25 protein-coding genes, 1 tRNA gene, 1 pseudogene and 1 riboswitch are annotated in these 24,374 nt (G+C 45.5%); of the genes and pseudogenes, 9 read left to right on the forward strand and 18 right to left on the reverse strand.

The annotated features are described in order from the left end of the window. Nucleotides 1-125 precede the first annotated feature (125 nt). The gene (locus tag ACUYLD_RS25045) at nucleotides 126-632 is read right to left on the reverse strand and encodes a YwhD family protein (protein WP_013368743.1); all 507 of its coding nucleotides are present in this window, start codon (nucleotides 630-632) and stop codon (nucleotides 126-128) included. A 124-nt stretch (nucleotides 633-756) separates the two neighbouring features. Here ACUYLD_RS25045 and ACUYLD_RS25050 point away from each other — a divergent pair, with 124 nt between their 5' ends. The 4 genes from ACUYLD_RS25050 (at nucleotide 757) to ACUYLD_RS25065 (ending at nucleotide 5,341) form a co-directional block, all read left to right on the forward strand. Continuing rightward, a complete protein-coding gene (locus tag ACUYLD_RS25050) occupies nucleotides 757-2,769 on the forward strand; it encodes a M1 family metallopeptidase (RefSeq protein ID WP_446676204.1) in 2,013 nt (670 codons plus the stop codon). An 11-nt stretch (nucleotides 2,770-2,780) separates the two neighbouring features. Beyond that, nucleotides 2,781-3,608, forward strand: coding sequence for a hypothetical protein (locus tag ACUYLD_RS25055; RefSeq protein WP_250259949.1), 828 nt, complete (start codon nucleotides 2,781-2,783; stop codon nucleotides 3,606-3,608). Nucleotides 3,609-3,884: 276 nt separating this feature from the next. Continuing rightward, nucleotides 3,885-4,023, forward strand: a riboswitch (cyclic di-AMP (ydaO/yuaA leader). Between the two features lie 5 nt (nucleotides 4,024-4,028). Then, nucleotides 4,029-4,529 carry a C40 family peptidase gene (locus ACUYLD_RS25060; RefSeq protein WP_061831815.1) on the forward strand — a complete coding sequence of 167 codons (501 nt, stop codon included), beginning with the start codon at nucleotides 4,029-4,031 and terminating at the stop codon, nucleotides 4,527-4,529. Between the two features lie 305 nt (nucleotides 4,530-4,834). After that, a complete protein-coding gene (locus ACUYLD_RS25065) occupies nucleotides 4,835-5,341 on the forward strand; it encodes a GNAT family N-acetyltransferase (RefSeq protein WP_250267132.1) in 507 nt (168 codons plus the stop codon). Nucleotides 5,342-5,419: 78 nt separating this feature from the next. On the opposite strand, the gene ACUYLD_RS25070 is transcribed toward ACUYLD_RS25065, so the two are convergent. Next, entirely contained in the window at nucleotides 5,420-5,719 is a 300-nt protein-coding gene (locus ACUYLD_RS25070; RefSeq protein WP_007428083.1) for a 4a-hydroxytetrahydrobiopterin dehydratase, read from the reverse strand. Between the two features lie 117 nt (nucleotides 5,720-5,836). Further along, nucleotides 5,837-6,130 (reverse strand): hypothetical protein, encoded by a 294-nt coding sequence (locus ACUYLD_RS25075; RefSeq protein ID WP_061831817.1) that lies wholly within the window; start codon nucleotides 6,128-6,130, stop codon nucleotides 5,837-5,839. Nucleotides 6,131-6,317: 187 nt separating this feature from the next. Here ACUYLD_RS25075 and motA point away from each other — a divergent pair, with 187 nt between their 5' ends. Next, complete coding sequence (motA, locus tag ACUYLD_RS25080) at nucleotides 6,318-7,112, forward strand: flagellar motor stator protein MotA (protein ID WP_028542601.1); 795 nt, start codon at nucleotides 6,318-6,320, stop codon at nucleotides 7,110-7,112. After that, entirely contained in the window at nucleotides 7,105-7,932 is an 828-nt protein-coding gene (gene motB, locus ACUYLD_RS25085; RefSeq protein WP_348621130.1) for a flagellar motor protein MotB, read from the forward strand. Before motA ends, motB begins: the two co-directional genes overlap by 8 nt. 136 nt (nucleotides 7,933-8,068) lie before the next feature. On the opposite strand, the gene rluF is transcribed toward motB, so the two are convergent. Both rluF and ACUYLD_RS25095 read right to left on the reverse strand, forming a co-directional pair. Further along, entirely contained in the window at nucleotides 8,069-8,770 is a 702-nt protein-coding gene (gene rluF / locus ACUYLD_RS25090) for a 23S rRNA pseudouridine(2604) synthase RluF (protein ID WP_069290781.1), read from the reverse strand. A gap of 50 nt (nucleotides 8,771-8,820) precedes the next feature. After that, nucleotides 8,821-11,097 (reverse strand): PAS domain S-box protein, encoded by a 2,277-nt coding sequence (locus ACUYLD_RS25095; RefSeq protein WP_061831821.1) that lies wholly within the window; start codon nucleotides 11,095-11,097, stop codon nucleotides 8,821-8,823. A 329-nt stretch (nucleotides 11,098-11,426) separates the two neighbouring features. On the opposite strand from ACUYLD_RS25095, the gene tadA reads away from it, so the two are divergent. Further along, a complete protein-coding gene (gene tadA / locus ACUYLD_RS25100) occupies nucleotides 11,427-11,927 on the forward strand; it encodes a tRNA adenosine(34) deaminase TadA (RefSeq protein ID WP_061831822.1) in 501 nt (166 codons plus the stop codon). A gap of 60 nt (nucleotides 11,928-11,987) precedes the next feature. Then, the gene (locus ACUYLD_RS25105; protein ID WP_069290779.1) at nucleotides 11,988-12,554 is read left to right on the forward strand and encodes a GNAT family N-acetyltransferase; all 567 of its coding nucleotides are present in this window, start codon (nucleotides 11,988-11,990) and stop codon (nucleotides 12,552-12,554) included. 115 nt (nucleotides 12,555-12,669) lie between these two features. Here the strand turns inward: ACUYLD_RS25105 and ACUYLD_RS25110 are convergent, their stop codons facing one another. The 6 genes and pseudogenes from ACUYLD_RS25110 to ACUYLD_RS25135 form a co-directional block, all read right to left on the reverse strand. Continuing rightward, nucleotides 12,670-13,746 carry a hypothetical protein gene (locus ACUYLD_RS25110; protein ID WP_061831824.1) on the reverse strand — a complete coding sequence of 359 codons (1,077 nt, stop codon included), beginning with the start codon at nucleotides 13,744-13,746 and terminating at the stop codon, nucleotides 12,670-12,672. A 198-nt stretch (nucleotides 13,747-13,944) separates the two neighbouring features. Continuing rightward, the gene (locus ACUYLD_RS25115) at nucleotides 13,945-14,100 is read right to left on the reverse strand and encodes a small acid-soluble spore protein P (RefSeq protein ID WP_029514956.1); all 156 of its coding nucleotides are present in this window, start codon (nucleotides 14,098-14,100) and stop codon (nucleotides 13,945-13,947) included. Between the two features lie 72 nt (nucleotides 14,101-14,172). Then, nucleotides 14,173-14,343 (reverse strand): hypothetical protein, encoded by a 171-nt coding sequence (locus ACUYLD_RS25120; protein ID WP_007428073.1) that lies wholly within the window; start codon nucleotides 14,341-14,343, stop codon nucleotides 14,173-14,175. A gap of 28 nt (nucleotides 14,344-14,371) precedes the next feature. Beyond that, nucleotides 14,372-14,713, reverse strand: coding sequence for a hypothetical protein (locus ACUYLD_RS25125; RefSeq protein WP_061831825.1), 342 nt, complete (start codon nucleotides 14,711-14,713; stop codon nucleotides 14,372-14,374). Between the two features lie 379 nt (nucleotides 14,714-15,092). Then, nucleotides 15,093-16,040 (reverse strand): NAD(P)-dependent oxidoreductase, encoded by a 948-nt coding sequence (locus tag ACUYLD_RS25130; protein WP_250259953.1) that lies wholly within the window; start codon nucleotides 16,038-16,040, stop codon nucleotides 15,093-15,095. A gap of 63 nt (nucleotides 16,041-16,103) precedes the next feature. Next, nucleotides 16,104-16,289: pseudogene (locus tag ACUYLD_RS25135) on the reverse strand (phosphate acyltransferase); the annotation flags it as partial. 125 nt (nucleotides 16,290-16,414) lie between these two features. On the opposite strand from ACUYLD_RS25135, the gene ACUYLD_RS25140 reads away from it, so the two are divergent. Continuing rightward, on the forward strand, nucleotides 16,415-17,299 hold the full coding sequence (locus ACUYLD_RS25140; protein WP_069290777.1) for a LysR family transcriptional regulator: 885 nt from the start codon (nucleotides 16,415-16,417) through the stop codon (nucleotides 17,297-17,299). Between the two features lie 31 nt (nucleotides 17,300-17,330). Here the strand turns inward: ACUYLD_RS25140 and ACUYLD_RS25145 are convergent, their stop codons facing one another. The 7 genes from ACUYLD_RS25145 to guaB all read right to left on the reverse strand — a co-directional run bounded on the left by ACUYLD_RS25145 (nucleotide 17,331) and on the right by guaB (nucleotide 23,961). Further along, the gene (locus ACUYLD_RS25145; RefSeq protein ID WP_165179775.1) at nucleotides 17,331-17,561 is read right to left on the reverse strand and encodes a hypothetical protein; all 231 of its coding nucleotides are present in this window, start codon (nucleotides 17,559-17,561) and stop codon (nucleotides 17,331-17,333) included. Nucleotides 17,562-17,697: 136 nt separating this feature from the next. Further along, a tRNA-Ser gene (locus ACUYLD_RS25150) sits at nucleotides 17,698-17,783 on the reverse strand. An 89-nt stretch (nucleotides 17,784-17,872) separates the two neighbouring features. Further along, entirely contained in the window at nucleotides 17,873-19,156 is a 1,284-nt protein-coding gene (serS, locus tag ACUYLD_RS25155) for a serine--tRNA ligase (protein ID WP_013308176.1), read from the reverse strand. Between the two features lie 35 nt (nucleotides 19,157-19,191). Beyond that, a complete protein-coding gene (gene pdxT / locus ACUYLD_RS25160; RefSeq protein WP_069290775.1) occupies nucleotides 19,192-19,758 on the reverse strand; it encodes a pyridoxal 5'-phosphate synthase glutaminase subunit PdxT in 567 nt (188 codons plus the stop codon). A gap of 16 nt (nucleotides 19,759-19,774) precedes the next feature. After that, the gene (pdxS, locus tag ACUYLD_RS25165) at nucleotides 19,775-20,656 is read right to left on the reverse strand and encodes a pyridoxal 5'-phosphate synthase lyase subunit PdxS (RefSeq protein WP_061831829.1); all 882 of its coding nucleotides are present in this window, start codon (nucleotides 20,654-20,656) and stop codon (nucleotides 19,775-19,777) included. A 131-nt stretch (nucleotides 20,657-20,787) separates the two neighbouring features. Next, nucleotides 20,788-22,176 (reverse strand): D-alanyl-D-alanine carboxypeptidase family protein, encoded by a 1,389-nt coding sequence (locus ACUYLD_RS25170; RefSeq protein ID WP_446676205.1) that lies wholly within the window; start codon nucleotides 22,174-22,176, stop codon nucleotides 20,788-20,790. Between the two features lie 327 nt (nucleotides 22,177-22,503). Further along, complete coding sequence (gene guaB, locus ACUYLD_RS25175; RefSeq protein ID WP_446676206.1) at nucleotides 22,504-23,961, reverse strand: IMP dehydrogenase; 1,458 nt, start codon at nucleotides 23,959-23,961, stop codon at nucleotides 22,504-22,506. Between the last annotated feature and the right edge of the window lie 413 nt (nucleotides 23,962-24,374).

Raw genomic sequence — 24,374 nt, forward strand, 5'->3', positions numbered from 1 at the left:
TTTCTCATCTAAACTGAATTTAGGCAAAAAACTGCACCTCCATTGTTAGTCGTGTCTAACAAATGGGGTGCAGTTCACAGATGTGGCTGCTTTTTTACACTATTATTACTGCGTTAACGCTGGGCCTATCCTTCCAGCGCCTGCTTCAATTCCTCAGGCGAAGCGTCCCACCATTCCTCGTTATGCGAAATTAGCAGGCTTTTGAGCGCTGCTTTATCTTCACTGCCGAGATCATCCAGCATGAAACGACGCTTGAGCGCGTAATCCATACGGTTGACGTGATCGGCGAGGATTTTCCAGCCGCGTTTGGCTTCGTCGTCAATCAGCATCTCGCAGGCGGTGGCACCGCCGTACATACGCCCTTCGGGCGTACGATCCACAGCTACCCATACGAGCCATACTTGGCGCCCGTTCGGTACATCCTCTTTATTCGTAGAGAACTTGATACCGCGTTCTACTTTACTTTTGGCATGCATGGCACCGATATCAATTTTCGCCTCTCCTCGGTCAATGATAACCGGAGACATGCTGTTCAGGTCGATTGAGCCTGCGCCGAAACCCTTATGTTTACTCTTGCCACTGACAATGTTCAGTGCAATCTGTTTTTTGCCGTCCGGCTGATTTTCACTCATGCGTCACTAGACCTCCATTTTCCGTCTTCACACTCATTCTACACTATAAATATTTTAACTAATAATCTCCTGAAAGCAAACATATACATGCTGTAGATGCTTGTCAACGGGAGGTATCCATTGTATGACCCCAGCACGCACTAAAATCGTTTTATTGTCTACACTAGCCCTCGGTCTCCTCGCAGGGACGTTATGGTTTGCCTGGCAGCCCCAACCGCAATCCGACCCGCAGTCCATAGGCCAACCACTATACGGCTCCCTGTCTGAGTCTGCGCTTGCCCCAAATATGGGCAAGCCTCTAGGGGCAAACATCGTGCCTGACCTGCCCAAGAACCCTCCACAGCCCGCTACAGAAATCCTCAGCAAGAGGGTGGTAGAGTACCACATTGATGTGTCTCTGGAAAAAGGACAGGTTTTGCGAGGCACTGAGACACTGACCTGGAAGCATCCGGGCAAGAAAACCGTGAATGATCTGTATCTTCATCTATACCCGAATGCCTTTTCTTCCATGGAAACTACCTTTATGAAGGAATCCGGTGGAAAGCTGCGCGGAGACACCATGCCCAAAGACGGCTTTGGCTCCATGACGCTGACTGAACTAAAAACAGAAGACGGTTTATCTCTCATGCACCGCATCCAATATGTGCAGCCAGATGACGGTAACGCAGGCGACCGTTCGCTCGTGAAGGTGCGTCTACCCAAGCCGGTACGAGGTGGCGAAGAAATCACATTATATATGAAGTTTGAGGTAAAACTGCCCGCCATCTTCGCTCGTATGGGCGCGACAGATGATTTTGTAATGGCAGGACAGTGGTTCCCGAAGCTCAGCGTCTACGAGACTGCAGGACAGCGTGGACGCGCCGAGGAGGGCTGGAACCTCCACCAGTATCATGGTAACTCCGAGTTTTATGCCGATTTTGGAATTTACAGTGTACGGATTCGGGTGCCTGAAACTCATATCGTAGCAGCGACCGGATTTCCCACCCGTGGTGCCGTCCGACAGAACGGCCAAAAAATATATCAATTTTATGCCGATGATGTACACGATTTTGCCTGGTCCGCTTCACCCAACTTTGTAACCGTAGAAGAACCCTTTTCTTCTGCTGAAGTCCCTGGTGTCAAAATCAAGCTCTACCTTGACCCGTCGCACAAGGAGCTCAAAGGGCGCTATATGAGCGCAGCGAAGGCCGCCCTTTCGTACTACAGCAAATGGTATGGGCCTTATCCATATTCCACCCTATCCATCGTGGTTCCACCCAAATCAGGCAATGGAGCCGGCGGTATGGAGTATCCGACACTCATCACGGCCGCTGCTGCGGGTAATCTGAATCCTGGCTATAGTCTGGAACGGACATTAGTTCATGAGATTGGACATCAATATTTCTACGGAATGGTAGCCAATAATGAATTTGAGGAGCCGTGGCTGGATGAAGGCTTCACCTCCTATGCAGAGGAGCGGCTTATGGAGCAAGAATATGGGCTTACCCCTAACTTGCCATTACAATCGGGACAGGTAGCCTCCCCACAGCCGCTAAACCGTGAGTCATGGAAGTACGGCTCAGCTGCTGAGTACGCGCAAAATGCCTACTCTCGAGGCAAGCTGGTACTACGGGGCATTGAACGTCAGGTGGGTATGAAAAAAATGGATCGCATTATGCGGACCTACGTCCAGACGTACCGATTCAAGCATCCGTCCTCACTGGATTTTCAACGTATCGTGGAGAGAGTCACCGGACGCTCATGGAGCCACTATTTTGAACAGTATGTATATGACGGCCAGATGGCGGACTTTTCAGTGGATCACATCACAAACCACAAGCTGGAGAATGGATATGAAGCAGTCGTGACGGTCAGCAAAAAAGGGGCGGATTACCCCAAGATCCCTGTCCAATTTACCTTCAAGGATGGTACCACGATATTCAAGGCTTGGGACGGTGCGGGCAAAAGCATAACTTTTCGGATCAAAAGTACTTCTCCCGTTTCCCATGTAACCCTTGATCCCTTATATACCATTGCACTGGAGAACAAGCATATTAACAATAGCCTAAAAGCCGAATTGGACGAAAAGCAACAAACCCGTTGGAGTATAAGTGTAACCAAGCTGTTGGAGACACTGCTTGGAAGTCTGTCATGGTGAGGTGTCTATAGATGCGGACTGTTATAAAAGAGGGCTGGGCGCTGGTGCGCATACGTTTCTATATCGTTATCATTTTATTTCTGTATCGACTACTGTGGGGGGTGTTTCTCTATCGGCTGGTGCAGTCTGCCGTTATCCCGCTATTGCTCCGTTATCCTGATCAGGGTCAGAACGAGCTGGGACAGACCTTATTTTGGATGGAGAGCCAGATTGCTCTGATGGACAGCCGGGAAGTACATGTGTATTTGTGGATACTACTAGGGGCGACTGTACTACGCATACTGATCACTCCCTTCATTAGAGCCGGAATATATCAAAGTCTGCATACCGATGCGACTGAACCGCAAAGCCTGTCCTTTTTCAAGGGTATGAAACGCCATGGCATGTCGTCGCTGTTGTATTACACCATCGAGTTGGGACTGCTGCTGCTTCCCGCCTTTTGGGTAGTACCGAGACTCTACCCTATTGTAGCAGGAGCACTTCAATCTTCCTCTTATCTGCTGCATTTATTGCCCTATGTCATTGGATGGATGGCATACGGATGGTTCATTCGGCAGTGCATCCTGTATATGCAACTGGGTACTGTCGGTGGTCACGCCATACTATCGTCCCTGCTCGCCTTCTTTCGCCAGCTCCTCCCAGCTGTCGGTATATCCCTTTTGCTCGGTGCTTGTGTGCTGCTGGTCTTGGGTCTATTTGGCACCGTGGCGATGATTTGGACTGGCATGCTGGCGCTCATTCTCCAGCAATCGTATCATTTTGTTACTAGTCTGGTCAGGCTGTGGCATATCAGTTCGCAGTACAGACTATGGCATACCGATATCTCTAGTAGAAGCTAAGCCCTGCCTTTATGTTTTTTACTTCATTTCCGTCTGTCGAAAAACCTTGATTCATACTCGCGCAAACGACACATAACTGAATACTGTTAACAAGATCTGTTCCTGGGACATTAGGAGCAGATTTTTTTTGTAACTTTTTGCAATGAAACATTTGCCAAAGCCAGCCGTCTTTGTTACAATAATCGCAGTGAACTGATAGTAACAACTTTGTAATCTTTATTGTAACCTTTATCTCAAAAATAACGTTATTGTGAATACTGCTCTCCAAGGTGCACATCTTAAGTTAAGCCTAATTCCTGGCACCTAGGAAGCGGGGGAACCAGTTTTGGGTGAATTGATCTCGCAACAGAGTGGTCATAGGGGAACCTTCTACCGAATCCTTAAGCTAACCTCGCAGGCATTGGAAGGGGTATATTTTTTTTGAAGAAGAAGCTAACGATCGCAGCTATGGGTCTTGCCATTGCCTTTACATCTTTTACATTCGGTGGCGGCAGTGCATATGCAGACTCTAAGATGGACCAGGTCATCCAAGATGCCAAAGGAACGAACTACAGAAGCGGAGGCACTACACTCGAGGGATTCGATTGCTCCGGCTTCACAATGTACGTATACAACAAACTGGGAATTAAACTTCCGCATCAATCTGGATCACAATTCAAAATGGGATCTTCTGTATCCCGCGATGAAATGAGACCTGGGGACCTGGTGTTCTTCAACACCACAGGAAGAGGCATTTCCCACGTAGGTATCTTCGTAGGTGAAGGGAAATTTGCCCACTCCTCGACTTCACGTGGTGTAGTAGTTAGCTCACTGAACGAAAATTATTACGCTAACCGCTATGTCGGTGCAAAAAGAATTATGAGCACAGACGCTTACCATTCTGTAGCTTCAGACATTCCTGATGACGATAACGTAGAATAACTAACGCACAGCAAGCTAACCCTAGCCGCAATTTGATTCTGGCCGGAATCGAATTGCGGTTTTTTATGTCCACAACATCAGCAATTATTATCTTTACTGACGAACTGAGACCTCAAAAGGTTTCAATTGTAGCGAACATCGTCGGTTTTACCGTCACCGCTGGGGGAGCATATGAGCAGTAATTCCTTCTTATTGAATGTATACCCGACTTAGGTATGAAATAAACACGCTTGCCATTCCTCTGCAACTTGTCTACAATCTGTTGTTAATGATTGAAGTACCTGTGTAAAAGGAGGATGGAACACATGCCGGCCTCAATATCCAACTATCGGATCGTACCGATGGACGAGCATCAAGCGGCTGCAATCTGTGAGTGGCACTATGATCCACCTTATAACATATACGGTTGGCTCCCCTGGGAACAAATGAAGGCGCTTGAAGTCGAATTTGGAAGTCCCACGCTTCGCCAAGAGCAATATGTTGCCGTACTGGATGAAGAGAACAAGCTAACAGGATTTGCTCAATATTTTCCTATGATCGGTGTGACCCGGCTAGGTCTTGGAATGCATCCTGACAGATGCGGACATGGCAAAGGCTCTGATTTTGTCCGTGCCATTGCAGAGGAAGCTCAACGACGCAACCCGAAGAATGAAATTGATCTAGAGGTGCTCACTTGGAATGAGCGCGCTATCCGGGCCTACAAGGCGGCTGGATTTGAGCTTACAGATACCTATGAACGCCAGACTCCTGATGGCAAAAAACCATTTTATTGTATGGTATATCGTCCCGAGCACCCAACCCAAATTCTATGATAAAAGCGCCTTCGGCATACAACCACGATGTTGTATAGCGAAGGCGCTTTTATCATCATACGACAGATCATTACAAGCTCAATGACTGCTGCGCATTTTTTCAAAAGCTTCATTATATTGTTGGGCTTCCTTAATATCCACGGCCATAATACCGCCGTCGTCCCAAGAGGTCAAACGCAGAGTCACGGTCTTATAATCAATCGTAATAAATGGATGATGATTGAATGCTTCAGATATAGCGGCAACTTCATCCACGAATGCAATCCCTTTCATAAAACTGGAAAAATTATATTTTCGGACGATCCAACGTCCTTCCTCCAGTTCCCAGCCCTCCAGTTTCTCCAGATGTGCTTCAATCTCTTCTTGTGTAAAAGGCATGTTACGAACTCCTCCCCGTTTATACGGAAGCCTTTCGACCGCTTAAATACGGCCAAAACTACGATATATTGGTGTACATATTACCACGGCCCCGTTGATAAATCCATAAGACGGACCTCAAATCAAAGGGACTGACGTCAGCTCCTCGTCCCCAATAAGTACATAGATGCGATGCTGCTCCGGCTCATAGATCACAACGCTACTCCCTACAGTGATTGTGGGCTCTGTACCCAGTGCATAAAATAAATCTTCTGCCAAAGCTTCATTGACTTCCTGACGTCCCGCCGGGTCCAGCCTGTCCCAATCTTCTGCTTCCATCTCAAAAAATTCATAGCTATCTGGGATGCGCCCCACAGCCTCTGTCAAATCGTTCAAAATTTGTTCATACTCACGCCCATGCTTTACTCCCATGCCATTTCCTCCAATGGTTCCGCCATTCAATACATAATCACCTTATTATACCGGAAATTCGCACTTAACAAAAAAGAGAGTTTTGTCGATAAATACTATAATCCGTCTTGTAATGACGCGCTTGGGGCAAGGACGACCCCGGCGGCATGAAAGGATTCAAAATCTATTCTCATGGATGAGGTGTATCATGCAAATTTCAACCATTATCGGACTTGTGCTCGGGATTATGTCACTGGTCGTCGGGATGATCTTAAAAGGCGCTCCGGTCGTCAATTTGGTCAATAATCCCGCTGCTTACATGATTATTTTCGTCGGAACGGCAGCGAGTATATTTATGGCCTTCCCGATGGCAGAAATCAAACGGATTCCGAAGCTGTTCAAGGTTATTTTCACCGAACAAAAACTGTTAGACCGCAAAGAGCTCATCGGTACGTTTACCGAGTGGGCATCCATTACCCGTCGTGAAGGTCTGCTCGCCTTGGAATCTAAGGTAGAAGAAATCGATGATCCCTTTATGCGTGGCGGCATGCGAATGATTATTGACGGCAATGATCAGGAATTCGTACGGGACGTTCTGATGGAGGATATCAATGCTACCGAGGATCGACATCGCTCTGGCGCACTGATCTTCTCCCAAGCCGGTATGTACGCTCCAACGCTCGGGGTACTCGGTGCGGTTGTAGGTCTGATCGCCGCTCTGGCTGACCTTAGTGACATGGAAAAGCTCTCTCATGCCATTGCAGCAGCTTTCATTGCGACGTTGCTCGGTATTTTTACAGGTTATGTCCTGTGGCATCCGATGTCCAACAAGCTGAAACGGTTATCCAAAAAAGAAGTAGAGCTTAAATTAATGATGGTCGAAGGTCTGCTTTCCATTCAATCGGGGATATCGACAATTGCCATCAGTCAGAAACTGACGATCTTCCTGACTCCGACCGAACGGGCTACATTGACCCAGAAGGATGGCGATTCCAGTGAGTAAAAAGAGACATGAACCGCATGAAGAGCATGCTGACGAAAGCTGGCTGTTGCCATATTCCGACTTAATGACCCTTCTGTTGGCTCTTTTCATTGTCTTATTCGGTATGAGCTCGCTCGACGCCAAAAAATTTGAAACTATGGCTCAATCCCTGAGTTCAGCTTTTAGTGGCGGCACTGGCGTGCTGGATCACTCGGCCGCGAATCCGTCGTCACAATCCATGGATATGGGCAAAAATAAAGAACAAGTATCACAACCCTTAAAATCGAAGGCTACTTCTACCTCTGAACTGCAAAAACAGCTTGCTCAGCGGGAAGAAGAAGATTTAAAAAAGCTTAAAAAACAAATGGATCAATATATTCAAAATAACGGCCTAACCCCGTTGCTGAATACCAAGCTAAACCAATCCCAGCTGATGATCACCATTAGTGATAATGCCTTATTTTCATCCGGGCAGGCGGACGTAAAGCCAGAAGCAAGAAAGCTGGCCAAATCTATTTCTAGTATGCTTCAGCAGTTCCCTGGCTATGATGTTATCGTATCGGGTCATACGGATAATGTACCGATCTCCAACAGCCAGTTCCCGTCCAACTTTGATTTGAGCGCCCAGCGCTCTCTGAATTTCTTGCGTATCTTGTTGCTCAATCCAGATCTCGATCCAACCAAGTTTGTATCCATCGGTTATGGCGAGTATCGTCCATTGGCAAGCAATCAAGATGGCCAAGGACGCTCCAAAAACCGTCGTGTTGAAATATCTGTTCTCCGCAAATATCAGAACGGGACACAAGTCATCAGTCCTACCTCAAGCTCGAATGAAGGTTGATTATGCATATGTTATATGAACAAAGGCACCGCCGCATTTTTATGCAGCTGGTGCCTCTTTGTTTAGTGCTTCCTATAATCTGGACTTGTCAGATACGAGGATCATACGCTGTAGGCTATACAAAGCCCCTCTGGCATTAGCTAAGCGTATAGTCGAGCATCTGGCCAAGCTCCTGCTTCTCAGCCTCTGTCAGGTCACGCCAGGCACCTTTCTGAAGGGACCCCAACCGAATGTTCATGATTCGCAGCCGTTGCAGTTTTTTAACTTCATAACCGAAGGCAGCACACATACGGCGGATCTGACGATTTTTGCCTTCAGTCAGGATAATACGGAATACATACTCAGATACACGCGTCACCTCACAAGGTAGCGTCCGCTGGCCGAGTATTTTCACCCCGCTGGACATGCCCTGCACAAAAGACGGTATAACAGGGCGATCCACCGTTACGATATATTCTTTCTCATGCTTGCCTTCTGCCCGTAAAATCTTATTTACAATGTCCCCATCATTGGTAAGTAAAATGAGACCTTCCGAATCCTTATCCAGGCGTCCAATCGGGAATATCCGCTGTGGGTGCCCCACAAAATCAACAACATTGCCTCTAATATGGCTCTCGGTTGTACTTGTAATGCCCACCGGCTTGTTCAATGCAATGTAGACGTGATCGGACTTCTCGCGCAGTGGCTTGCCATTCACGCGAACATCATCGCCTTCTTCCGCTTGACTACCCAGCACAGCCACTTCGCCGTTAATCGTCACGCGGCCGCTCTCTACCAGCTTGTCCGCCTCGCGGCGCGAGCAAAAACCGGTTTCGCTGATAAACTTGTTAATGCGCAACCTGTGTACCCTCCATTTCTACTAACACACTTCCTCCTGCGCCCAGCCCGTTACTCCGGCTTGGCAATCGGAAGCTGCACCAGGGCTGTCGTTCCCTCTCCCTCTGTGCTTTCAATATCCAGTGTGCCTTTATGACTCTGTATAATACGCTGACTGACCATAAGTCCTAGTCCTGTCCCTGTTTCTTTGTTTGTGAAAAAAGGTTCTCCTAGCTTGGACAGCATTTCTGCGGGAATACCCGCTCCCTGATCCCGTATAGAGATTTTAACGCTTTCTCCCTCCAAGAACAAATGAATCGTGATGATACCACCTTTACTCATAGCCTCCATGCTATTTTTAAGTAAATTAATGAATACCTGTTTTAACTGATTTTCTTCAGCGTATACCAGGGCAGGCTCGTCCGTGACCTGAAGATTGAATACAATGCCCAGCAGGTGCGCCTGACTATCTAGTAAAGAAATCACGTCGCTCACAATATAGCGAACATCCTTTTTCTGAAAATGCACTGCCTGTGGCTTCGCCAGTATTAAAAACTCGCTAACGATCAAATTAATGCGATCCAGCTCAGACATCATAATATCGTTGTGTTTCATATTCAACACTTGATTTTGCTGCTGTAGTTGGAGAAAGCCTCGTAGCGTAGTTAGCGGATTACGAATCTCATGCGCTACGCCTGCCGCCAATTGTCCGACGGTTGTCAGTTTCTCTGATCTGCGCAACAGCTCCTCCATCCGGTTGCGACCCGTAATATCACGCGACACGCAGATAAACCCCAAAATTTGGCCTTCTTCATCCAGAATAGGCGACGTGCTCATACTGATCTCTACTGTACTTCCATCCTTACGCATTCTAAGGGTCTCACTTGATACGATGCTCTCTCCCTGAAGCAGGCTCTTCTTCTGAAATTCATACTCCTCCTGTTGCTGCGGAGGTACAAACTCCAGCTTACGACCAACCAATTCCTTCTTGGTCCAGCCGTACAAAGCTTCGAAGGCATGATTGACCCGAACGACGCGATCCTCCTCGTCGGTTACATGAATCGCATCCGCTGTCTGATTAATAACCGATTCCAGATGCTCCTTTACAGAACGGTTCTCCTCATACATCTGTTCCAGTCTTCTCGTGTACATCCCTAGGTTGTAGGCCATCGCATTGATGCGTTCACCCAACTGTGCAAGCTCATGACCACCTTTTATTTCTAGCCGTGTATCAAAATGACCATCAGCCATCTCGTTCACTTTCCCCAGAATCGACTGAATTGGGCGGACAAACAGACTTGCCAGCACATAGCTTCCAATGATTACAACCTCCAAAAGGACAATGGAAATAGCAATTAAGCTTATCAATTGCTTGGAAATAACAGAAGTAATCGTATCATAATTCATAACAATACGGATAACATAGGCTTCGCGGTTAGCCGGGTAAAAAGGTATGTAACTGACGAGAACCCGTTCGCCTTTGATATAGCAGTCTTGTACAATACTCTCCCCGGAGAGGATAGCCCTGGACACGGCCAAACGATCTTCCTGCACTCTCGTTAGTTGATACGTGCCAAATTGGATCGGTTTATTGTACATGTAATAGTATTTCGAATCGTTCCCGTTCTTGTCCATCGAAGCGCCACCAAAGGTTGCAGGGTTAATTCCTGTAATCTCCATGATGCGATAATCCACTTGTTGGGTTTGCTTTACAATCTCATCGGGGCTCAGGATGGTTATGAAATCTTGCACTGAAGTATCCTGAAAGGAAATTCGAATTAAGTAGTTACGTTTTTGGTCATAATAAAATCCCCATTTATTAATCTGTGAGGAGCCTGAACCGGTGTAGTCAAATGATCCGGTCCAAAAATGATCCAGTTTCTGACCTTGCGCCATTGCAGCCTGTCCATGCTCATATAATTGGTCAACTGCATTTTTCCAATACCCTGTCAATGGATCAGATGGCGTTACTTCTTTTGGATCCGAGGATTTAACAACCTTATACCCCTGCCCGTCTCGAATCATCAAAGAAATATTAGTATCTCTGTGGAGTGAGGCCACCTTTTGAAGCTGTTCCTGCTGAATATTTCGGATGTCAGGACCTAGCTGATTAGCAGCCAATGTGGCAGAAAGCCACAGATTATATCCGAGCTGCTTGTCAACGGCCTCCCAGCTATGTTGGGTTTGTTCGATAGCTCCTCCGATAATTTTAGCCGTCAGAACCATTTTAGTTTCACTGTCACTTCTTAGATTTTCGTGGGTCGTGTAATAATTGAGGGCGATGTTTAATAAAAGGATAAACAGTACGGACCCCGACAAAATGATCGTTATTCTGATTTTTATCGACACACTGATTTCTCACCTCTTGCCGTATGCTGGCGATTACTGGCAATTGCTAACTCAATGATACCGTAATAGCGCCTGTGATACCAGCATTTACATTTACCGGATATACATAAATACACACCTTGTGTACAGTATTGTCAATAGACGAGGGTTTGCCTACAATATAAGAAGATAATCATCCACAAGTAGTCCACAAATACACAGATTTTATTATAAACTGTGGATAAACCTGTGGACAAGTGCCATGTTATCCACAATTTTATTCACATCATGTTAACAACGGAATATTTGTTCGTTGGATAATTCCGCGTTTTGAAAGGAGCATTTTCCCAGTGACCACCATGGATCACGCCTATTGGATGAAAGAAGCCATTCAGGAAGCGTATAAGGCAGAAATGTTAGGTGAAGTCCCCATCGGGGCTGTCATCGTAAAAGATAATGAAATCATCGGTCGCGGCTACAATTTGCGCGAGACGGATGCTGACCCGACCGCACATGCAGAGATGGTTGCCATTCGTCAGGCCAGTGAGCACTTAGGTGCTTGGCGCCTGCTGGATTGTAGGCTGTATGTCACTTTGGAGCCGTGTCCAATGTGCGCCGGAGCCATTGTTCAATCACGGGTTCCCCATTTGATATACGGAACTACAGATCCCAAGGCAGGCTGCGCAGGCACGCTAATGAATTTATTGCAGGAGCCTCGGTTCAATCATTGTACAGAAGTAACCAGTGGTGTACTGCAGGAGGAATGCGCCTCGCTGCTAACGAACTTTTTTCGGCATCTCCGGCAAAAAAGAGCGGCAGCCAGATTGTCTCCTCCCCCATCCTCATCCTGAGGGGGAAAAGTCCAAAACACTTCATCTCATTGCTAATTCCCCATGGAAGGAGACCAACCCATGCCTATGAGCTTGTATAATACGCCTCAAGGTATCTTTTTACGGCCATTTAGCTTGGCGGATAGCGAAGCCCTTCTCGCCCTTAGGCACCGTAATAGGGATTCCCATGCGCCTTATGAGCCGCTTTACGAGGATTCATTTTTCACATTAGAGAAACAGCAGGATTATATCCGTCAGAAATTGCGTCAGGCCGAAGAGGATCGAGGTTACGTGTTTGGTATCTTTCTCTTAAAGGAAGAACGGCTCATCGGTTATATCTCTATTTCCAATCTAGTACGTGGAGTTGGACAATTCGCTGATATCGGCTACATGATGGATCATCATGAACAGGGTAAAGGGCATATGACCGCAGCCTTAAAGTTGATCATACAATATGCCTTTCGTGCCTTATCTCTACATCGTCTCCAAGCGGGTACCCTTTTGCATAATGATCCCTCACAACGTGTATTAAAAAAGTGCGGCTTCCAGCCAGAAGGCATTGCTCGCAAGCTTGTACAAATTCAGGGCACATGGCAGGATCACCAGATGTTTGGACTTTTAGCTGAGGATGACGTGTGGCAGAGCTAAATGACTGCACAGGGACAACATTAACAGTAAACAAAAAACCGCCCGGCTTATGCCGAGCGGTTTTCTTACATCATATTCGAAAAAAATGATGTCATACAATCATGTCATCCCATACTTAAGGAGCAACAGTTTGCATTTTTTGTTGCAGCTGTTCCATAGTCAGGACTTGATCACCTGTTGGAATACCCACTTTAAATGCTGCTTTAGCATTGATTTTACTGTATTGCGTGTAGCCTGTTACGGACAATTTTACATTGTCTTTTGTGGCCGGATCATTCATCTCTACATTCGCATTCAGGTCTTGATACACAGGAATGTTATCCTTGTTCAAAGCTGTGTTAATATCAAACTGTTTCACTGTCAAGTAATTTTTCAACTCATCCAGCTTTTTGCTAACTTCGCTGGTGTTGGATTGCAGTTCTTTCTTCGCTTCAGCCAGCTCTTCCTTCTTCACTTGAAGCATGCTAGCATATTCATCTTTAGACATCACATCAAGGACTTTAGGAAGCGCCTTAGTGATAAATGTATTGGTAGCTTGCTTCACATTGTCGTTCGTAATTTTGAATTGAACGACTTGTTTAGCTTCAACGCCTTGTGGCAATTTAGCGTCTTTAGGATCAATATCAAAGAAGTACGTAGCTTGATCATACTCGTTCATAATAGCAGCAATCACTTCATTCGCAAATTTCTGCGATTTTTCCTGATCCATGGCTGCAGGATTAAATTCTTGTCCTGATTGTTTAGCCAGTTCTTGTGGATCAATGACCAGGAATTTACCTACAACATCCTGTGGAAGTGGGTAAAATGGAATATTAGGAATTTTAACGTACAGTTTATCTTTAGTCATTACCATTGGAATCGTGAAGCTGGTGGAAAGATCACCTTTCAAATGAATGCCGAGCGTCATTTCAGATTGGAAAGGTTCTTTTTGGTATACACCATCCAGCGTAATATCAGCATTTTTCAGCATGCTAGTTACCATTGCACTTTGCTCACTTGGAACAGAAGCGGATGTAATGGTCAGTTCCTTAATCGTGAATTGACTTTTGGATTCATAAGAGTTCAACTTCATTGCATTAGCTGTACCGGTCGTAACAGCTTCCTTCGGTTCTAACTTCTTGCTACAACCTACCAGGGCTACCGTCAAAAGCAACACCATAGTGAGTACCAAGACGGATAACTTTTTACTCATTGTGTAGATTCTCTCCTCTCGTAATTAACCCCTTTTTTATGCTAACAAAAAAAATACACACCTCCTATTTTAACTCATATTCTCAAACGGCGAAACACTTATTGGAAAATTTTCTTACAATAAGCACAAAGACACCCTGGCTCTCTTACCAGGGTGTCTTACACTATGCAATATATTTTAGGAGAAAGGTCTGCCTGCTTATGAGCCTTCTCTATTATGATGATCCACGTGATTCCGCTGTTTCACCTTCTTGGAACCGGATAACGGCTCTTGCTGATGACTACGCTCCCGCTTTTCGTTACTTCCACCAGAATCCTGTGCTTCGGGGACAGGAATGGCTTTAGGCTTGCCCATTTATGCATCCTCCATTCTCAGTCTATATTTGTGGTACATCAACGAATCCGTTTATTACCATTTAAAATAGGACTATAGATGGTGTAGATCTTCCGTTTTATCATGATTTAGTGAATCCTGATGACGGCGATCATTACGATCCTGCTGCACTTGCTGTGCCTGATGACTATTAACTGGGCGTTGCTCCAAATCATCAACAATGTTAGACAGGTTTTTATCCAGACCGTTTTTGGCTTTTGTCATGTAGTCTTCCTCCTCATTCCTTCATGACCTACGAGTGCGTCAATGACTGTAATGTTTGGGCACATTGGTGAATATGCCGAGTATAATCGGACACTAACTGCTGAATGATATCTGTTCGTTCATCCACAGACTGTCCGTCCCGTTCTACATCGACTAAAGTAACCTGTACTTCCCGGGAGTCTACATAAGTACATGCAAAATCAAAGGAGTACATTTGTCGGCCTTCTACCTCGATATGGATCCGTATAGCCCGGTTGTCAGCTTCATCTGCCTGTACCTGTGATTTGTCCCCTGAATTCAAAAGAATCGGCAGTTGTTCCTGCCAGGCCTCTACCAGCTTTTGCTGATCTACTGTCATTTCTCGATTCATGCCAGCACCTCCACATCTGATAACGTGTGAAAAAAACGAGCTTTTTATACAACAAAAAAGCCAATCTCCACGATTCCTAATCATTAGCTTATAAAGGCCAATGTATCAGTGCTATCGTATTTGAATGGCTTGGTTTATTTAGAGTATGGCGGAGAGGATGGGATTCGAACCCATGTGAGCTTGCACCCTAACGGTTTTCAAGACCGTTACTACCTATGGAAAGCCGCCGAGCCTTTGGTATGACTGGGTTTGTGAAGTCTAATGCAAGAACCGCTACAACTGCTGGCCTGTCTGCAACGCCGCCGTGTCCCCTTGCCATTATCTGGGGGCAACCAGGTACATGGAGCTGCCCCGATAGCTCATTTTTATTGCACCAAAACTATAATAACTGATTGAGCTTGCTTTCAGGCTCTACACCATTTTCTACACGTTTTATATTGTTTATAAAAAAATCATATCTTTTTTTATGAAATTTTCGACCATCAGGCATTCCTGCTGTATGGGGAGTAAGTATCACATTACCCAGATTCCGGAGCTCACTGTCAATAGGAAGCGGTTCAGATTCAAACACATCCAGGCATGCGCCTGAAATATCCCCGTTTTTTAATGCATCAATCAAGTCTCTTTCGTTGACAATCCCGCCGCGGGCTGTATTGATAAAAAGAGCGGTATTCTTCATTTTCTTGAATGCCGCTTTGTTGATCAGTTGTTTGGTCTGCTGATTCAAGGGTACATGTACACTGACTATATCCGATGTGCTTACAAGAGTATCGAAATCCGTCATTTTCACAAAACCGTCAGATTGTACAAGAGCATTTCTCGCATAAGCCAGCACATTCATATCAAAAACCCTGCAAAATGCAGCTACTTTTTTTCCGATAGCGCCCAAACCGATAATCCCAATCGTTTTGCCTTTTAATTCACTCCCTGTATAGTCCAATTGATTTTCATCCATCCTGTTTTTCATGAAAGTATCAAGAAACGGTATGTTTTTATAATAAGACAATATCAGTGCCATTACGTGCTCGGCCACTGCCTGTGCATTTACTCCTGCAGCATTGGCCACCCAAATGCCGAGCTGTGTACAGGCAGGGACATCTACATTATCAAATCCTGCACCCGTCTGTACCAATCTTAATTTTTTCGCGATAGAAAGCAGACTGTGATCCACTTTAATATGTTCAGGGATGATTACCTGGCAATCTTCAATATGATGCAGCATTTCTTTTCCGGGCGGCACAATTACAACATTCCAGTCTTGAGGAAAATACCTTACAATATTTGATTTCGAGGTCTCGCTAAAATAGCCAACTATGAGAATCTTCATTGCTAAACCACCTTTCATTGCCTATACCATTCTTCGAAGAAAACCCGTTTGATGATCTTCATTTTACCCTTTTGAAGAAGAAGTGATTATTTCCATATTATAGACTTCATCGGCAGTATAACCTCTTGAAAGGTCATTGATCGGTGCATTTAGGCGCTGCAGGATCGGACCATATGCCTCAAAGTTTCCAAGACGCTGCGCTACCTTACAACCCATATTACCGGCATGAATACCTGGGAATATGAAAACGTACTATAATAACATTTGACCCCTCGTCTTTATTAACGATAATTTTAAACATAAAGAATAATGTTGTAAAACTCAAATATTTTGTGAACTATATTAATCATTTCTATATATTGAGGAGGTATTCTATGTATTTTCCTGGGATTGAAGCGTTTTTAGCTATCGTACGGACCGAGAGTATAAGCAAAGCGGCCGAATTGCTGCACCTGTCACAAGCTACGGTGAGCTATCGGTTAAAGACATTGGAACAGGAAATGGGTGGCCTTTTGGTTGAGCGAAGAAAAGGGGCACCCAAAACCAGTCTGACCCCAAAAGGGGAAAACTTTTTTAGCATTGCGGAAAGATGGGATGCTCTCTGGAGGGAAACACAAATCTTGCAGGCTAGCGGTTCGCAGTTAAGTCTGGCAATAAGCGCTGCCGAAAGTATAAGTCAATTTGTTTTGCCTCCTGTATATAGAATGCTTAATCAGCATACCCCGTCCATCCGACTGCAAATTCGTACGCAGCATACTCAGGAAGCTTTTGATAGTATTGAGCGGCGCGAGATGGATGTGGCGTTTGTGGTGCGAGAAATCGTGTCGCCTAGTGTCACTGTTAAACCGTTTTTTACTGAAGAAATGATGCTGTTGCGCCTGGCTGTGTCGGGGCGGCAGGCCGGAGATACTGTTGAAATGGAAGAATTGGCGGCGCAAGACGAAGTCTTCATAAATTGGAATAGAGAGTTTCAATTCAGACATGACCAGTGGTGGGACCCTCTTTGCCCGTCCCGTGTTCATCTGGACTCAGCGGGACTCATCACTACTTTTTTAAAGGACGCTAGACAATGGTCGATAGTTCCCGCTTCGATTGGCGCACATATGATGCGGATGGGAGATTTTGTTCTTCAGAAACTATCGGTATCGGTGCCTCCAAGAATATGCTATAAGGTAACTCATAAGTTTCCAAACCAAGCTTTACACGAGCCCCTTCGTATTCTTGATAACTATCTGCAAGATATATTTGGTATACAATGATCTGACCTGTCGAGATATTAGTTGCAATTGATTATAGGCCTGCAAACTGATGTATGAAAAAAATAGAGTATGCGGTGTAATAGCGTTTGAACAGCCCCTCCAGTGTCAGAATCTCAGGCGATACGCTCGCTCTCTCATCCTGCGCCACCCGAGACGTTTCCAAAACCGATGGACTCAGACGGTCGAGAAACCGCTGGGGAATGTCCAAACTATTCTTCCGCTGCCCGCGTTTACGCGGTTTGCCCCCCGTGTTTGTATTCATAATCCTATACCTCCGTCAGATGTTTATCCAACGGTCACGAACACAAAAAAACGCACCACACCGCTATCCAACGGTAAAGTGCGTTTTAGTCATACTTGCTACAAATCCTTATGCAGCAAGTAAATTATTAAACTGACGGAGAGGATGGGATTCGAACCCATGTGAGCTTGCACTCTAACGGTTTTCAAGACCGCCCCGTTATGACCGCTTCGGTACCTCTCCAGGTGGTAAATGGATAAAGCTGCTTCCCTTTTAAACATACTCAGGCGCAACAAAATTATTTTACCACAGAACTTCTAAGAATGCAACACTTACTGTTTAGGAGCAATAACCTCAATGCCTCGCATGTATGAACGCAACACTTCTGGGATCACGATGCTTCCGTCCTCTTGCTGATAGTTCTCCAAAATAGCAGCCACAGTCCGCCCTACAGCCAATCCTGAACCGTTCAGCGTATGTACAAATTCAGGCTTTGCCTTCGAATCTGGACGAAACCGGATGTTCGCACGACGCGCTTGGAAGTCTTCCGTATTTGAACAGGAAGAAATCTCACGGTACATGCCACTCTCAGGCAACCATACTTCCAGATCGTACGTTTTGGCAGACGTAAAACCCATATCTCCAGTGCAAAGTGCCAGCACGCGATATGGAAGTCCGAGCAGCTGTAAAACACGCTCAGCGTTATTCGTCATTTTCTCCAATTCCTCATAAGAGGTATCCGGGTGAACCAGCTTAAGCATCTCTACCTTATTGAACTGATGCTGACGGATCAGGCCACGGGTATCACGTCCTGCTGATCCTGCCTCCGAGCGAAAGCAAGAGCTGTATGCCACATAATATTTCGGAAGCTGCTCCGCATTCATAATCTCTTCACGGTGGTAGTTCGTTACCGGAACTTCAGCCGTAGGAATGAGATAATACTCAGTATCACGCAGCTTGAACAAATCTTCTTCAAACTTCGGAAGTTGACCCGTTCCGTACAAGCTGTCCCGATTTACAATGTATGGAGGAAGCATTTCTTCATAACCATGCTCACTGCTGTGCAGATCCATCATAAAGTTAATCAGCGCACGCTCTAATCTTGCTCCCAGTCCTTTGTAGAACGTAAAACGAGAACCCGTTACCTTGGCTGCTGCCTCAAAATCAAGGATATCTAGATCCTGAGCCAATTCCCAATGCGCTTTGGGTGTAAAAGAAAACTCGCGCGGCTCCGACCAGCGACGGATTTCTACATTATCCTCTTCCGATGCACCTACAGGTACTGTATCATTAGGAATATTCGGAATAGACATCACCAATTCATCGATCTGAACTTCCAGTTCGCGTACTTGCTCATCTAATTCTTTGATACGATCGGAGACTTGACGCATTTCTGCAATAAGATCATCCGCATTTTCCTTGTTCTTCTTCAACTTGGCTACTTCACCGGATACCACGTTCCGACGATTTTTGAGCCCTTCACTTTCCTGAAGTAACTCACGACGGCTTACATCCAGATCTGTAAAACCATTAATCAGATCCAGAGATTTCCCCCTGTTCTGCAAAGCTTTCTCAACCCGACCAAGCTCATTACGTAAAATCTTTATATCTAACACAGGTAATCCCTCCTACACTACAAGCCTGACTTTCACTATTCGCGGACCATATCCACAAAATATTGATGTAACCGGTAATCGTCTGTTAACTCCGGATGGAAGGATGAAGCCAGCAAATGACCCTGACGGGCTGCCACGATCTCGCCGTTATACTCAGACAGCACATCTACTCCCGTTCCAACAGACTGTATTAATGGCGCGCGTATAAATACAGCACGAACCGGTTCGTCAATCCCTTTAATGTTCAAGTCTGTTTCAAAGCTCTCTCTTTGGCGACCAAATGCATTACGCGATACTGTAATATCCATGAGTCCCAAATGTGCTTCTTCCTGTCCTTGAATCGTTTTAGCCAGTACAATCAATCCCGCGCAAGTGCCAAATACAGGCTTGCCTTGATTGGAAAACTGACGTATAGCCTCTATGAAATCATACTTGCGCATTAGCTTACCAATAGTGGTGCTTTCACCACCGGGAATGATAAGACCGGACAGCTCATTGAGCTGTTCGATCTTCTTCACCGCTATACATTCCGCACCCGCACGTTCAACGCTACGTATATGTTCAGCTACAGCGCCTTGCAGCGACAATACACCTATTTTCATGCCGGTCCCTTCTTTCTTACCAACCACGATCCTGCATGCGCTCATGCGGTGCCAGTTTGGAAATTTCAATGCCTTTCATAGGAGTTCCCAAATTCTTGGAGACTTCTGCAATCAGCTTGTAATCCGTATAATGAGTGGTCGCTTCCACGATGGCACGTGCAAACTTCTCAGGGCTATCCGACTTGAAGATACCAGAACCTACAAAGACGCCATCAGCGCCTAAATGCATCATTAACGCGGCATCGGCAGGTGTTGCTACACCACCCGCTGCAAAATTGACCACTGGCAGTTTGCCAAGCTCATGCACTTCCAACAGCAGTTCATATGCAACTCCGAGGTTTTTCGCCTCTGCATACAGCTCGTCCTTCGACAAGTTTTGCACCTTGCGAATTTGACCATTGATAAAACGCATATGCCGAACGGCCTCAACAATATTCCCAGTCCCCGGTTCGCCCTTCGTACGGATCATAGATGCACCCTCACCAATACGACGCAGCGCTTCTCCCAGATCCTTGGCTCCACAAACAAATGGAACGGTGAACTCCCGCTTATCAATATGGAAAACTTCATCCGCAGGTGTCAGCACTTCGCTTTCATCGAGATAGTCAACACCGAGAGATTCCAGTACCTTTGCCTCTACATAGTGACCGATACGAGCCTTAGCCATAACAGGAATAGAAACAACCTTCATAACTTCTTCCACAATCGTTGGGTCAGCCATACGAGCAACCCCACCAGCTGCACGGATATCCGAAGGCACCCGTTCAAGAGCCATTACAGCTGTAGCTCCTGCTGCCTCTGCAATTTTAGCCTGCTCAGCGTTCATGACATCCATGATTACGCCACCTTTTTGCATCTCTGCCATACCTCTTTTTACACGCGAAGTTCCCGTTTCCATGTCGTTGCCTCCTATAAGGGTTACGTTTAGATTCTAACTTAATATTTTACCGCACGAATGCCAAATACACAATCATTTCAAGCTGCAAAATAAGTAATGAAAAACAAGGTAGATCGCTTAGCTTCGCTTTTTTAGAAGAGATTCTTAATTCCCTGGAACAGATCTCCGAAGAAATCACCAATTGCCCGGAAAAGCATTCGGAACCAGCCGCCCTCTTCTACTGCCGTCGTAGTAACCAGATCCACGGTTTTCGTCTGCCCTTTATCCACACCGTCTGTCTTGTACGTGTACGTAATTGTTCCGACTTTGGCCCCTTGCTTCAAAGGTGCCACCAGAGAGCTTGCTGGTGTAATATTCGTTGTAAAGGTTACCTTAGGATTGCTCGCACCCTTAGGTACGATAAAGCTTACTGCATCCTTGGTGACGATCGGTACTTCTGTTTCCGTACCTTTGGTCACTGGCACATTCTCAACACCCTTAACCACCGTCTTTGGAGCAATAACCTGCTTCACTTCAAAATTATCAAAACCATAGTTCAGCACTTTAGCTGTCTCTGTAAAACGGTGTGCATCTGAATCAGCCCCCATAACTACACTGATGAGACGCATTCCGTTGCGTTCAGCGGTTCCTGTAAAACAGTTTCCAGCATTAGCCGTGTGGCCTGTTTTCATCCCGTCTAAACCTGGGTAAGCAAACTTTCTAAAGTTAGTAATATTTTTGTTTGCTTCTAGCATCCAGTTATAGTTAATAATTGGCGCCTTGTCAGTAGGACGGAATTTGTAAGATTGAATTGTCGTAAATCGTGTGTAATCTGGATGATCTTTAATGATGTAACCAGCCAGAGTAGCTGCATCTCTCGCTGTCATCACAGTTTCCCGGTCTGTATCCGGCTGGAAGCCTTTCGGCATATCACCACGATCCAAACCAGTCGAGTTGATAAAATACGTATTTTTCATGCCCATTTTCTGAGCTGTTTCATTCATTAGTTTTACAAAGTCCTGCTCAGTTCCAGATACTCGTTCAGCAAGGGCTACTGTTGCATCATTAGCAGAACCTACCGCCATTGCAATATAAAGCTCTTCTACCGTATGTTGATCCCCTTGAGCCAAAAAAATACGTGATCCAATGCTCTTAGAAGCATTCTCGTTAACCGTAACTTTATCCGTCCACTTGAGTTTACCTTGCTTAACCTGTTCAGCCACGATGTATTCTGTCATCATTTTAGTCATACTTGCTGGCGGAAGTGGCTCATCTGGGTTCATAGACAGCAATACTTGCCCAGTGGAAGGCTCGATCAAAATGGCGGAACGTAGTGCCAGACTAGGAGGATTAATAGAACCTGTCCCCGTAATATTGGTTGCCTCTGTTGCCGCTCCAGCTGCAAAAGTAGCCACGCTCGAATCGAAATTGCCTACAACAGGCAATGCCGACATATACATCATATTAAGCACCATGACTGCAGTCACACTCTTTTTAATCATGCTGCGTTTTTTATTTTGCTTTAAATTGTTCGCTTTCAAATGAATACAAACTCCTCTCGTACCTTAACCCGATCGCTATGAATAACGAGACGGTGGTTACAGCCTCTACTTGGCCAATGTAATTAATGTTTAAGTGTTATAAAATCCAGTTTCACTTCGTTTGCTTAGTTGTATCCTGTCATGAGCATTTTCTGCTCGAATCTTCTTTACTGGTAGGAATCGTCCAAAAGACCTACGTGTCCTAATTCGTCAATAATTTCGTCCAAAAGGCGGACACTTGTCTATTCTATCACAGGGGTATCTCTAAAAAAAGACAGGCAGAGCGAAATACGCTCTGCCTGTCGTCAAGTCTACTACAGCCGAACTTTATAGAGAGTAATTTGGTGCTTCTTTCGTAATTTGCACATCATGCGGATGGCTCTCACGCAGACCAGCGCCTGTAATACGGATAAAGCTTGTATCGTTACGAAGCTCCTCAATATTAGCTGTACCGCAATAACCCATACCGGAACGAAGACCGCCCAACAGCTGATGAACAGTGTCGGAAAGTGGTCCTTTATAAGCAACGCGTCCTTCGATGCCTTCCGGTACCAATTTCTTGTCGTCATCTTGGAAATAACGATCTTTACTACCTTGCTTCATCGCAGCCATAGAACCCATACCACGATATACTTTAAAGCGGCGTCCTTGATAAATTTCAGATTCGCCTGGGCTTTCTTCCGTACCTGCAAAAAGACTTCCCAGCATTACCGCAGAAGCGCCTGCCGCAATGGCCTTTGTAATTTCACCGGAGTATTTAATACCACCGTCTGCAATAATCGGAATATTATATTCACGTGCTACTGTTGCACAATCATAAATTGCTGTTACTTGTGGAACACCAATCCCTGCGATTACGCGTGTTGTACAGATGGAGCCTGGACCAATACCGACTTTTACGACAGATGCTCCTGCTTCAATCAATTCGCGCGTTCCGTCACCAGTAGCTACATTACCTGCTACAATCGTCAGATCAGGATAAGCTTCACGCAGCTTGCGGACCGCTTCAATAATGTTAATATGATGGCCGTGAGCAGAGTCCACAACAATCATATCCACACCAGCTTTTACAAGTGCTTCAGTCCGATCAAATGTATCCTTGGAAATGCCGACAGCCGCACCGACCAGAAGACGCCCTTGTGCATCTTTCGCTGCGTTCGGAAATTGAATAGCTTTCTCAATATCTTTAATGGTGATAAGGCCTTTGAGATAATTTCCATCATCGACCAAAGGGAGCTTTTCAATTTTATGCTTTTGCAAAATGACTTCCGCTTCCTGTAAAGTCGTACCCACAGGTGCAGTTACCAGTTCTTCCTTCGTCATGACTTCACTGATTTTAAGGTTAAAATCGTGAATAAAGCGAAGATCGCGGTTAGTAATAATACCCACCAGTTTGTTTTCTTCATTTACAACAGGTACACCAGAAATACGGTATTTACCCATAACTGCTTCAGCATCGGACACCAAATGATCTGGAGTCAATGAGAATGGATTGGTGATAACACCGCTCTCCGAACGTTTAACTCGATCCACCTCTACCGCTTGCTGTTCAATGGACATATTTTTATGAATAATACCGATACCGCCCTCGCGAGCCATCGCAATTGCCAACACTGCCTCAGTAACAGTATCCATACCAGCACTCATCAAAGGAATATTCAGCTTCACGTTATCACTCAAACGAGTCGCCACGCTTACTTCTTTGGGCAGAACCACCGACTTGCGAGGTACCAGCAAAACATCGTCAAAGGTAAGGCCTTCCTTACCGAATTTATCTTCCCACACCAAGATGATCCTCCTTCAAATTGTTTAGTCTGTATTGGTCTTGTTGTCTGTCCGACATGGACAAATCAAGGCTCTCTGAAAATATATTATTGCCATCTTAGCAAAGCGGTATAGGGGTGTCAAGCCTTCATCAATAGCCCTAACCTTTAGTATTTCCCTGTACAAACAACTGTACTCCTACGAAGGACAACCTTTAAAAATAAGCGTTTCCAAAGGTAATAGCTATTCACAAAAGCATATCTCCTCTTTGAATGCGCAGCATAGAAGCAATTATATAAGTGGTTTGTACCGTAATATACCAAAGAGGACCATGATCTCATTGAGATCATGGTCCTCTTTACTTGTTGCTTGGCGACGTCCTACTCTCCCAGGACCCTGCGGTCCAAGTACCATCGGCGCTGGAGGGCTTAACG

This window comes from Paenibacillus sp. SER-28 (genome assembly GCF_052906305.1).